This is a genomic window from Psychrobacter sp. NPDC078631, assembly GCF_050268165.1.
GTDB lineage: Bacteria > Pseudomonadota > Gammaproteobacteria > Pseudomonadales > Moraxellaceae > Psychrobacter.
In genome coordinates this window covers 1,174,918-1,187,524 of record NZ_JBNNGG010000001.1, presented here as the reverse complement: position 1 = coordinate 1,187,524, position 12,607 = coordinate 1,174,918, and the positions used below count along the sequence as shown (strand labels likewise).

Sequence of the window (12,607 nt, the reverse complement as noted above, 5' to 3'; positions counted from 1 at the left end):
AGCAGCAGGTGAGGTATTGACTGTAACTGCTATCGTGACCGATCAAGCGGGTAATAGCTCAGAACCTACTACCGTCACTGCTACGGTTGGTGACATTACAGCGCCTGATGCCCCAACCGTCACAATAGGTGATGGTGATGCCACCATTAATGGCTTTGACCTGGCGGATAATGGACAAGTAACCGTAACCGTAGAACTAGAAGCAGGGACATCAATCGATGACCTTATTAGCATCAATGGTGGAGTTGGAGTGACAGTCACTCAAGCGATGCTCGACGAGGGTTATGTCACCACAGTGCCTGCACCAGCAGCAGGTGAGGTATTGACTGTAACTGCTATCGTGACCGATCAAGCGGGTAATAGCTCAGAACCTACTACCGTCACTGCTACGGTTGGTGACATTGACGCATCTGTTATCGATGCGAGAGATGATTTGGATAGTCTAGATTTAGAATTGCAAACCGATATTTCTGTGCCTATTAACCGAACTGAGACAACAATAGTAGAGGCTTTAGGAGGAAGTAATGGATCGAACAGTAATTTAAACTTCACTGTGAGTGACAACACAAACGGCACTGTAAATATTGAGGTTGCAGAGAGTGCAGTAGTACAAGTAGCAGATGCTATTAGTTTGGAGATATATGATAGTAATGATAACCTTCTCTACGTTGCTGCTAATGGCAATAATCCATTGGTAGGTAATGTTTTGGGTTTAGAAATTTTAGGTTTAACGAATAATAACGGTGGTTTGACAGCAACGTTATCTGGCTTAGGGCCAGGTGATTATAAAGTAGTGGTAAGTAAGGATAGCAGCACACTAGAAAACCTCATAAATGACCTGTCAGTAGCAGAGCTGGGTGAAGCGGGCGTGGTCTTGGGGCCTGACAATCAAACAGCTATTTTAGATGCGGTCCGGGATAGTTTAGGCTTCCCACTAGGTGGTACTGTTAGAGCAACGTTAGCACTTGCTTTAAATTTAACCACAGACATAGGTGTTGGCGAGTTCCTTAGTATAGCTCAGCCAATTTTGATAACCGCAGATGCTCCAGTCGATCTGTTGCTAGATGCAGTGGCTGCCGAAGTTCTAAGCAACACTTTATCGTTACTTGAAACCACTGAAGTGACCGCCACACTCACCGAATACAGCTTCGCTGATGATACTGAGATAACAGGTAATGTCATCGACCCTGATCAAGGTTTAAGTGGTGAGTTGGGAGAAGATGTCGTTACTCCTAATACCAAAGTGACTGAGGTAAATGGTGTTTCAGCTGATGTCAACACTGGTATTATCACTGTTAATGGTCAATATGGAGTCTTAGAGATTGACGCGGATGGTGACTATACCTATACAGCTAATGGTGATTATTCATCGTCAGGTCAATCAGATACATTCACGTATACTATTTACGATAGTGTCACTGGTGATAGTGATACGGCAGAGTTAGGGGTCGATCTAGCTTATACGGTTGATATGGCAGGTGGCGATGACGTTGTTAATATTACAAATAATGTTCTTCAGTCGCCGTTGGATGGACTAGACGATAATGCAAACACTATCAATATTGACTCAGCTTTGAACGTTAATATTATAGGTGGTGAGGGTTTTGATACTATCAATTTAACTGGATCAGGTCAGACGCTAAGTCTATCTGATATCTTCCAAACGGAGGCGCTCGATATTAGCGGTACAGGTGCCAATACACTGCTAGTTCAAGCAGCAGATGTTATCAACTCAGGAACCACGAATCCTATCTATGTAAGAGGGGGTAGTGATGATACAGTAGATTTGGGTAGTAATGGCAATGATCTTAGTGATGTAGGTGGTACTTGGTCAAACGTCGGAGCTGCCCCTGATACTGGGTACGATGTATGGCAATTAGGGAATGATACCTCTAAGCAAATTTATATTGATACGGATATCACTGTTATTTAATACTGGCTGATCAAAGTTTGACATAAGAAACGCTTCCAAGATGGAGGCGTTTTTTGCACTATCTATTTAATGAATTATACATATGAAATATAGATAATTAACCTAAAAAATTCTAGAGTATACAACTAAAAGAGAGATTCTGTCACAGCAGAATTTGGACGATACGCTATGCACTTTATTCAACTAATTGCTATTCCATATTGTTTATTTTGAAGTTGTAAAATGCATCTTATGAGCAGTTTTATTATCATTTATCTTATATTTTAAGATTATGATTTACTCAAGACATTTTATGTTCAGTAGTACACTATTTACGATGACTAAATAAACTTCCGTTATGCACAGTTCTACTCCGTAGAGTACATTAGACTTTATTTAAATTATTATCTTATTGCCTTATAAGGTAAGTTTTAGTAAGGTTTAGTGCATAAAAGATCAACATTTATTCAAAAAACATTCATAGAGCTGATCACTGAAAAACAATATGAAAAATTCGTCAAATCATAAGCAGTTACTTCGTAGTATTTCAGTGCGCCATTTTATGACCGCTTTGGCGACTGGTATATGTTTTACAGTGACTTCACACGCAGCAGTAGCAGACTTCCAAATCAATAGCCTAGTGGCGCAGGCAATTCAAACGCATCCTTTAGTAGGGTCGGCTCGAGCGAGTCAAGAAGCAACTACCGAAGGAATTAATGCAGCCAAATTAAACCTTTTACCAACACCAAGCGTAAGCTCAGGTTACGATAGAGACAATGATTTTGTCTCAGAGGTGACCATTCGCCAGCCCCTATGGACAGGGGGTAAGCTCACCGCAGATGTCAATCAAGCCATATTCGATGACAAGGCTGCTGTAGAGTATATTTATGAGCAGCAAAACCTAGTGGCCAAAACAACGATTGATGCTTGGCAGAGCTATATCCAAGCCGTCGCTACACAAAGTGTCCATGTAGAGAATTTAAAAGAGCTGAATGATTTTGAAGCCATGATGCAGCGACGCGTTGGTCAAGGTGTATCAGCTCGTATTGAGCTTGATCTGGTGACTAACCGTATCCTGCAAGAGCAAACATCTTATCAAGCGGCAGTTGAGCAGCAACGTATCGCCGCTGCTAGGCTAGAACAAATCATTGGTCAGCCACTGTCTCAGATGAGTGTCACGAGCATACCGAATCTTAAGGTATTGGTAAATCAAGCCAAGCAGCAATCCGTTGACTTTGAAAGAATGGCGTTTGATAGAGCTGGCTTTTATAATCCTACCGTCGTCAAAGAACACTTCCAGATTGAATCCGCTAAGCAAGGTGTCGAAGCACAGCAAGCAGCTCGTTATCCAACCATTTATGCCCAATATGAGCATGCTTACTATCATGAGGATAACGAAAACGATGGTAAGTTCTCAGTAGGATTGAGCTATGCACCAGGTGCTGGATTTTCTAATTTTGCGTTAGCACGAGCTTCACAGGCAGAGGTCAACAGCCTAGTACAAAACCAAGAAGCTGCACGCCGTAATGTCATAGAGAACATTCAGGTACAGTATCAGCAGTTTGTCAGTGCCAAAGACCGAGAAACCTCGTTGGTCGCTGCTGTAGCGGGGGCACAGATTGTAGTCAGCTCTTATCGCCGGCAATTTATCGCAGGACGCAAGTCATGGCTAGAAGTACTAAATGCTGTCCGTGAGCATAACGATTATCAAGTCCAGCTGGTACAAACTCGCGCAGAAATGTTGGGTGCATTTTATAGACTACAAGTAGATTTTGGCATCATGCAGTGGCAGCAGTTTTCTCATAATCGTGACCCAGTGACTTTGTTTAGCCCAGCCAACTCTGTTAAGCAATGGCTCAATAAGCAAGACAAAAACAACGCTAGTAGTCATTTCGGTTATGGGAACAACGCAGCAGAAGAGTATATCGATATCAAGCTGCCCGCGACGGCAGAGCAAAGTTTGAACAATGGTGAGTATCTCATGTTAAATGATGACTACAGTATTACGCCGATAACTGATCAAGAGAATATGACAAATAATTAAATCAAAAAGTCATATAAACAGGCGTAAATTATCCTACATACGCAACCATCTAAAATATTAAATAAGCGATTAATATGAGTGCACAATTACAAAAGACACCGTCTCAGTCTGTTGACCGCCATGAGCTGCAACACTCAGAGCAGGTCGATCTGACCGAAACGTTGACTGATGCGATTAAGCATTTACTCGGACAGCAAGGCTATCCAGTAGATAATATACGGCTCCATGATGTCGTCAAACGTCATAGTGAGCAGTCGGACAGACAAGGTCAAAGCATTCATGAGTTAGGCGGTGTCATTGCAGTATTACAAGGCATTGGTATAACCGATACACCAGAAATATTAGAGCAGCCTGATGCCGCTTTTTTGCCCTTACTAGCGTATCGAACGGATTTAGGTTGGGGCGTGATTGACAGCCAAACGCCGCAAAAAAGCTGGAACTTTAGGCAAGCGAACCAGCAGGTACATACGCGTGCCGAAGAATTGACTTTGGTCATGCGTATTCGTTTGAAAGAAGATCATATTAAGCAGCGAAAGGCCTCATTTTCTGATCTATTAAAGTCTGATTTGGGTAATTATAAAGGCATTTTAGCTGAAGCCGTTATCGCCACTTTTCTGATCAACATGTTGGCATTGGCCGTTTCTCTATTTTCTATGCAAGTGTATGACCGTGTCATACCAACGCGTAGTGAATACACGCTGATTATTTTAGCCAGTGGCGTCTTCTTAGTGATCATGTTTGAAGCGTTTATGAAGTTTTCGCGCTCAAGAATCATGGATAAGGTCGTCGTCGGTCTAGACCAGTATTTATCTCGAGAAGTGTTCCAACGTCTACTTAAAGTACGTATCGACCAAATGCCGGGGTCAGTTGGCTCTATGGCAGCACAGCTACGTGGTTATGAGCAAGTACGTAGCTTTTTTACGGCGAGCACGCTTTTTGGTTTAGTCGATTTGCCCATGACCATTATTTTTATCAGCTTAATAGCTTTTATTGGCTCGCCTTTAGTCGCTGTTGTGCCAGTGATAGCGGCGGTCATCGCAATTACGATGGGACTAATTGCGCGCAAACGCATTGATGCTATTGCTTCAGAGGGCGCGACTGCCTCTTATTATAAGACAGGTCTGTTGGTAGAAGCTGTGGAAGGCGTCGAGACAATAAAGGCGGGGGCAGGCAGCTGGAAGTTTCTCTCGCGTTGGCTGGACGTGATGGATGTCACCATCAAAAACGACTTGGATATGAAGCATGCCAATGATAACTTGACGTATTTTACGCAGATGCTACAGCAAGTAAGCTACGTTGGTATCGTGATAGTCGGGTCGTTTGTCGTCATGCAAGGTGACATGACAATGGGTGGACTGATTGCCTGCTCGATACTTGGTGGTAGAGTGTTAGCGCCTGTTATGGCAATACCCAACCTATTAGTGCAGTACGCTCATGCCAAAGCCGCCAAAATGAATATTGAGAGTCTGTTTGCACTGGAGCAAGACAACCAAGGCGTTGCATATCCATTATCGCCTACGCACATAAAAGGCGCGTATCAGTGCGATGGATTGTCGTTCAATTACCAAGGCAACGATCGACCAGCCATTACGGTTCCGCAACTATCGATTAAACCAGGAGAGCGTATAGCGATACTTGGGCCTATTGGTTCAGGTAAATCTACCTTGCTTAAGGTGCTAGCAGGACTGTATGCACCAACGGAAGGACGAGTGTTGTTAGACGGACTTGATATACATCAAATCAGTCGTGAGACACTTAGTGAGCGCTTGGGTTATCTGCAACAAGACCATCGATTGTTCCAAGGAACGCTGCGTGAGAACCTATTAATCGGTATGGCAGCGCCCAATGACGACGTTCTTCAAGAGACTTTAAACAGGACAGGGCTAATCAACTTAGTATCCAGTCATTCAAGTGGTCTTGACCTACCGATCAGTGAAGGCGGTAAAGGCCTATCAGGTGGACAAAAGCAACTGGTGGCATTTACCCGTTTATTATTGACCAAACCTGATGTGTTCTTGTTAGACGAGCCTACAGCTTCTATGGATAATCGACAAGAGCAGCGCTGTCTACAAGTGCTACGTCAGGAGTTGACGCAAGGGCAAACGTTTATTGTGTCTACCCACAAGACAGCATTGCTAGACTTGGTAGATCGGCTAATTATTATGGATAACCAACGTATTATTATTGATGGTCCAAAACAAGCTGTACTTGATGAGCTCAGAAAAAACGATCAAGCAAAAAATAAAACCACCGTACAGCAAAAAGATAGAATCGTTGATAAAACCAACCAACCGTCAAAAGAAGGTGCCGACGAAAATAAGCCTGCTACCTCTAGAGTAAGAAACATCAGCGTAAAACCCATCAGTGCTAAACATTCAACAGACGATCAAGGGAAGTAGGCATGTCAGAGTATAAGTACACACCCACTAAACCCCAAGTTAATCGTTCAAGGTTGAGTATTTGGATAGCATTAATCGGGATCGTCACTTTAATTGTCTGGGCCTCATTTGCCAAGATTGACCAAGTGACCCGTGCGCAAGCAACGGTAATTGCCAGTGCTCGAACGCAAGAAATCCAAGCGTCAGAAGGCGGCGTATTGACTCAGTTGGCTGTCACAGAAGGTGAAGAGGTTAAGGCAGGTCAGTTATTGGTAGTGTTGGAAGAAGAGCGAGCTAAAGCAGCTGTTGATAATTCTGCTTCTAAAACAGCTGCATTGACTGCTAAGCTAGCAAGACTAAATGCTGAGATTTTTGAAAAACCGTTGGTATTTCCTAAAGGGGTACAGGACTATCCTGAGTACGTGCAAAACCAAAGGGCGCTATACAATAGACGTCGTCAAGCTATCAACGAGGAAGTCTCTTCCCTTGAAAAAATGCTGGTGCTGGCGCGTCAAGAATTGCGCATGAATGAGCCTTTATTAAAGTATGGCGATGTGAGCCAAGCTGATGTCATCAAGCTCAGTCGTCAAGTGGCTGATATCGAAGCGCAGATTAATAACAAGCGTAATAAGTACTTTGAAGAAGCACAGGCTGAAATGACAAAGGCTCAAGAAGAGTTAGATACAGAGCTTGAGCAATTGCGAGATCGGGCACAAGTACTTGAAGAGAAGCGCTTAATGGCGCCCACAGAAGGTAAAATTAAAAACATCAATGTGACCACTATTGGCGGTGTCGTCAAGCCGGGCGAGGTCATCATGCAGATTTTGCCGACCAGTAGTGACTTGGTTATAGATGCCAAGGTCAGTCCTGCTGATATTGCTTATGTCAAAGAAGGTCAAGAAGCGACGGTTAAGCTCGATGCTTATGATTATTCTATCTTTGGAGCCATGAAAGGGACGGTCAATTATATAAGTCCAGACACGCTAATGGAGCAAACACCTAAAGGCGAAGAGCCTTACTACCGTGTATTAATTGTGATTAATGGTGCTGAGTTTAAGGGGCGCGGTGATGAGATTGTCATTAAACCTGGTATGACAGCTTCTGTTGATATTAAAGCAATGGAGCGTACGGTATTGTCTTATTTAACTAAGCCAATTACCAAAACCTTATCAGAAGGTTTGGGTGAGCGCTAACAGCTTAATATTGAGTATTTATTGATAAGATAATAAAAACCCCAGTTAATCGCTGGGGTTTTTTTATGTATAGAGGTATTCGGTCTAATTGTGCTACTGCTTATAAATCTTATAGTCTTAATTGGAACTTTCAGGAAGTCTTTGGCTATTCGCCTCATTTCTTAACTGTTGTTGCTCGTCAATTTTCTGTTGATTACGTTTTTTGACTTCGTTGATAGCCGAACTCAATTGATCGTTTATCGCTTCCACTTCAGATTTTGCTGAAAGATAGTCTTTATCTATTTTGACGTTACTTTTTTGAGCAGGAACGTCTATATCCAATAAGCTTGCATTGTTTCTAATTTCTTCTAATTTATCATCAGTGTTCGCAACTATAGATTGGGTATTGCTATCTGTTTGGACATTTGGAATTTTTTCATTTTGCGGAGGAGTTTCGTTTGCTTGCAGTGATTCTATCGATGTAGAAGCTGGTTTTTTGGGTTTATCATCGACGTTATTGGCAGCTGAAGAAGGGGGTGCTTTTCTGCTTTCCACGTTGGCTGTTTGCTCATCACTACTTGTTATCTGAGATAGTTCAGGCTCATTACCAATCTCAGATTTTTTATTGACCGTGTCTTCTACATTGTCGTTAGTGTCATCAGATGTCTTAGTGCTGGTGACACTAGTGGTATAGACCTTTTCAGGTAGATTTACATTGTTGATAACAGTAGGTTCAGCTGTTTTCATTTGACTCTCAGCTACTTCTACTGAATCCGTCTGATGAGTGTTGAGATAGAAAATAAAGAAAACCCCAACATGTACTAATACTGCAAGGCACAACGCCCAAAACCATTTTTCGCGGAACTTCATCATTATATGGCTTTACCTTTATCATATTAGTACACGTGCGACACACCTTGAGGTTATCAAGTAATTGGGATTGTTGGTAGAGAGAATAGGCTAAGCCTGTTCAGTATTATCTTTAATTTCAGATTCTTTATTTCCAGAGTCATTGTTCTCAAATTCACTGTTCTCAAATTCACTGTTCTCAAATTCAGCCAACATTTCTGTGATTAGCTGATCCTTTTGATGCCATATTTGCTCTACCCAATCAAACATCTGTGCTTTTATCGCTTCATCTGTTTCGTAACCGCCGTTCTTGATTGCCGTAAATAGGTCTTTAGGTATCTTAATATGTCGCACATCGACGCCTAAACGTTTGATGTTGCCTTTCCATAGATCGCTATAAGTGGGTACACCGTCAGGGTAGACGATCGTCATGTCCAAAATCCCATCGATCTCTTCCCCTAATGCACTCATAGCCAGTGATAACCCGCCAGCACGTGGCTTAAGTAAATGCGTATAAGGGGATTCTTGTTTATCATGTTTACTAGGAGTGAAGCGAGTTCCTTCTAGATAGTTCAATAGCGTAAAGGGCTTGTCCTTGAGCAATGCACACGCTCGTTTCGCTTCTTCGATATCCTTACCCTTTAAAGCAGGGTTTTTAGCGATGGCTTCTTTGGAATGTCGACGCATCATAGGAAAGTCGAGAAAGTAGAAAGCTTGACCAATGACGGGGATATATATGAGCTCAAACTTGGTAAAAAAGCGCGTCAATGGTAAACGTTTTTCGCTGATATATTGCACGATACTGGTATCAACCCATGACTGATGATTGCTCACCAGTAGATACTTACCGTTGGTATGCACATCATCAGGTAAGTTAATGCGCCAGTCTTTGCGCGGTAATACGTTATCGATCAATGCATTGTTGCTATTGATCCAATAGTTCGTCACGTCGATAACGGCTTTGTCAGCGATGGCAGCACCTGTGATGGCCTTGGTAGCACCCATTACCCAGACAGGCAGGCCAGCTAGCATACTATTAAAAGTGATAACGCTGGTTGCTGTCGTCAGTGAGGCAGCTTTGCCCAATTTTGGAGCGCGTTCATGTAGTTTTTGAACGATTGATTTCAATCGCATATCGAATCCTTTTACTCATACCTATGATGAGATATTGATAATGTTGCTGCATGATTTTAGCAGAAATCAATCTCAGTGTACGAGTGTTAACAACAAATAATAAACAGCATTGATAAATCAGAACGTAAAATCGTATCAAGATTTAGCCGAAACGAAAGACAAATCAAACCATAAAAACAGTCTGTTTTATCTATAAAAATAAACCGATAAAAAAGGAAATATAGATTACTTAAAAAAGACAGTGTTTGTAGCTGATATTTCGAGCTCAAATATAGCCCTTATAGGCTGGCTAGTCTATGAGTTTTGTCTAGAACCTCTTTTTATAGATTAACAGTACTACTCACACATTAGTACTGAGCAAGTATTAATGAAGTTAAATGTTTTGATAGCAGTTAAGTTATCAATAAACAAAAAAAAGCGTATCAAGAATTATCTCGATACGCCCCATATAGTTTAACCTGTTAGATATAGGTCAGCTAAATAATCGAGTGAATCAACACTCTATATCTACTATATCAATTAGCCGTGCATACCACGGATAGGGTAGTTGTTTTCTGGATTTCTAACAAAAGCCAAACCGTTTGCCAAGGCTTCAAGATCTGGTCTAGAGAACGGTGCGTTTGAGATATCAACAATATGTACTTTTCCTTCAGCATTGATAACGAACACAGCAGGCTCAGCGAAAGGATGGTCAGTTTCTTTTTCTGAACGTGGGTCAGAGATGTATAGACCTAGCGTGTTCATCTGCTCGATAGTCAGACCATAAGCCATAGGGAAGCTAACATCTATTTGATCTAGATGACCTTCTAACTGCTCTTTGCTGTCTGCAGATACTGCGATGATATCGACACCGACGTCATAGAAAGACTGTTTTACTGTCTCTAAGGTATTTAGATACTTTGTGCAGATTGGGCAGTGCTTACCACGGTATACAACGACCAGTTTCCAGTCATGACCGTTTTCGGGTTTGCCTAATGAAGTCATTTCACCGTTTAAGACTTGTACTTCCATTTCAGGAAACGTAGTACCGGCTTGAATTTTTTGAGCATAATCTGTTGACATAGTTCTTATCCTTTTTAATAGTATTTTTATGGTTGGTTGGTATTTAACAGCCTTACATTAGCAGTCTTAAATGCAAAAGTATGGGATGTTTACAGTAGTCCCAGGTAGTAATAGGAAAAGTTAACATTACCTTTAAAATCGATTAATAAGACTACTTAAGTAAGCTAGGGCGTGTCCTCAATTCAAACGAGTGTTCTCTAAATGGGCTAAAAACAGCTAAATTTTGCCAAACATCGTCAAATAGTTGGTCAATATCTCGATATTATCTGCACTATTTTCCTCGTTTGACGGCAATTTATCTCATTTTTATCACCATTTTTAAAATGAGGACACGCCCCAGTAAGTCATAGACAAAGCGTCTATTTTTTCGCTTCTTCGGTTGTCTGAGCATCTACTTTATCTTGAGTTTTTAGCTCAAAATCTGAGGCATCATGACGTTCGTGTAATTGCTCAGCAGGTTCACCCCAAGTGCGGTTTACCTTGCGACCACGTTGCACAGCAGGACGCTCTAAAATCTCAGTTGCCCAGCGACGCACATTTGGATAGCTCTCAACTTGTAGGAATTCTCCTGCATTGTATGCTTCACCTAGTATTAGATTGCCATACCAAGGCCAAGTGGCGATATCTGCAATCGTATACTCATCGCCACCTAAATAGCGATTTTCTGCAAGCTCTCGTTCTAGTACATCTAGTTGGCGTTTTACTTCCATCGTGAATCGATTGATAGGGTACTCAAACTTTTCTGGTGCATAAAAGTAGAAATGTCCAAAACCGCCACCCAAGTAAGGAGCAGAGCCTTGTAACCAAAAGAGCCAATTCATCACTTCAGTACGTGCTGATGCATCTTTAGGCAGTAGTTTTCCGAATTTTTCGGCAAGATAAAATAAAATAGCGCCACTCTCAAACACACGGCTACCAGTCTCTGTATCCAAAAGCACAGGAATTTTTGAGTTTGGATTTAGCGCAACGAAACCTGATGAGAACTGTCCGCCTTCACCAATTTGAATCAGGTGCGCGTCGTACTCAGCTTCTGTTACACCTAATGCCAATAACTCTTCAACCATAATGGTGACTTTTTGACCGTTAGGGGTGCCCATTGAGTAGATCTGCAACGGATGTTTGCCGCGAGGTAGTTCTGCTTCATGCGTTGGACCAGCGATAGGGCGGTTGACGCTTGCCCACTTGCCACCGCTTTCTGCATCCCATGTCCAGACGCTAGGTGGCTCGTAATGATTAGTGTTTGACATAATGATGATACCTTTTTATATACTGTGTTCAGTAGGGTGTAATTGGTAAATCAGATCCAGTTTATTGTTTTTATTCTGGCATGTCTGCTAGTTGCTTCAAGATGCTTTTGTAGTTTTCTATACCTTGTGCGCCGCTCACCAGATGACGACCATTAAAGATAACCGATGGTACGCTTTGAACACCTTGCTGCTTTGAATGCTGTACGGCTTCACGTATCATATTGGCAAAGCGTTGATCTGCGATAACGGCGAGTGCTTCATTACGATCTAGTCCAATATCTGCCGCGACATCTGCCAGTACGGTACTGTCAGCCACGTTTTTATTATCAACGAAATGTGCAACGAACAATGCTTGTTTTAGGTCGTGCATACGTCCTTGCTGATCAGCCCAATGCAGTAACTGATGCGCATTAAAAGTATTGTAGGTACGAAACTCGTCGGTAAACTGAAAATTAAATCCAGCTTCTGCACCTGCTGCTGTCATTCTAGCTCGGCTCTCTTTGATGTCCTCAGCAGTTGTACCGTACTTCTCCATAATATGCTCACGATAGTTTCGTCCTTCGTGTGGCGTATTAGGATTTAACTCAAATGGGTGCCAATGAATCTCGTGCGGCGTGTTGGTTTGTTTTAATGCCTCGGCCAGTTGACTATAGCCGATAGCGCACCAAGGGCATACAACGTCTGACACAATGTCTATTTGTAAGGGTTTTTTTGCCTGTTCCATAGGATCTCTCATTAGCGATAAATTAAAATGAAAAACTGCTGCCCGAAGATGTTTCGAACAACAGTATGAAAACATCAAATGGACT

The 12,607-nt window shown here is 42.1% G+C and carries 9 protein-coding genes; 4 read left to right on the top strand and 5 right to left on the bottom strand.

What is annotated here, in order from left to right; all coding sequences use genetic code 11:
- From ACQKCP_RS04695 to ACQKCP_RS04680, 4 genes are all read left to right on the top strand, one after another.
- Nucleotides 1–1,933, top strand: a 1,933-nt coding sequence (locus ACQKCP_RS04695; protein WP_427611473.1) for a beta strand repeat-containing protein, incomplete at its 5' end; no start/stop codon positions are given.
- Nucleotides 1,934–2,417: 484 nt separating this feature from the next.
- Complete coding sequence (locus ACQKCP_RS04690) at nucleotides 2,418–3,956, top strand: TolC family protein (protein ID WP_427611472.1); 1,539 nt, start codon at nucleotides 2,418–2,420, stop codon at nucleotides 3,954–3,956.
- Between the two features lie 74 nt (nucleotides 3,957–4,030).
- Entirely contained in the window at nucleotides 4,031–6,355 is a 2,325-nt protein-coding gene (locus tag ACQKCP_RS04685; RefSeq protein ID WP_427611471.1) for a type I secretion system permease/ATPase, read from the top strand.
- Between the two features lie 2 nt (nucleotides 6,356–6,357).
- Nucleotides 6,358–7,527 carry an HlyD family efflux transporter periplasmic adaptor subunit gene (locus ACQKCP_RS04680; RefSeq protein WP_057760587.1) on the top strand — a complete coding sequence of 390 codons (1,170 nt, stop codon included), beginning with the start codon at nucleotides 6,358–6,360 and terminating at the stop codon, nucleotides 7,525–7,527.
- Nucleotides 7,528–7,644: 117 nt separating this feature from the next.
- Here ACQKCP_RS04680 and ACQKCP_RS04675 read toward each other — a convergent pair whose 3' ends face one another.
- From ACQKCP_RS04675 to ACQKCP_RS04655, 5 genes are all read right to left on the bottom strand, one after another.
- Nucleotides 7,645–8,379, bottom strand: coding sequence for a hypothetical protein (locus ACQKCP_RS04675; RefSeq protein ID WP_427611470.1), 735 nt, complete (start codon nucleotides 8,377–8,379; stop codon nucleotides 7,645–7,647).
- A gap of 87 nt (nucleotides 8,380–8,466) precedes the next feature.
- Complete coding sequence (locus ACQKCP_RS04670; protein ID WP_427611469.1) at nucleotides 8,467–9,489, bottom strand: acyltransferase; 1,023 nt, start codon at nucleotides 9,487–9,489, stop codon at nucleotides 8,467–8,469.
- Nucleotides 9,490–10,008: 519 nt separating this feature from the next.
- Nucleotides 10,009–10,551, bottom strand: coding sequence for a peroxiredoxin-like family protein (locus ACQKCP_RS04665; protein WP_101205252.1), 543 nt, complete (start codon nucleotides 10,549–10,551; stop codon nucleotides 10,009–10,011).
- Between the two features lie 359 nt (nucleotides 10,552–10,910).
- A complete protein-coding gene (gene yghU / locus ACQKCP_RS04660) occupies nucleotides 10,911–11,798 on the bottom strand; it encodes a glutathione-dependent disulfide-bond oxidoreductase (RefSeq protein ID WP_427611468.1) in 888 nt (295 codons plus the stop codon).
- A gap of 70 nt (nucleotides 11,799–11,868) precedes the next feature.
- Nucleotides 11,869–12,522: a DsbA family oxidoreductase gene (locus ACQKCP_RS04655; protein ID WP_427611467.1), complete on the bottom strand. Its 654-nt coding sequence runs from the start codon at nucleotides 12,520–12,522 to the stop codon at nucleotides 11,869–11,871.
- Nucleotides 12,523–12,607 lie beyond the last annotated feature (85 nt).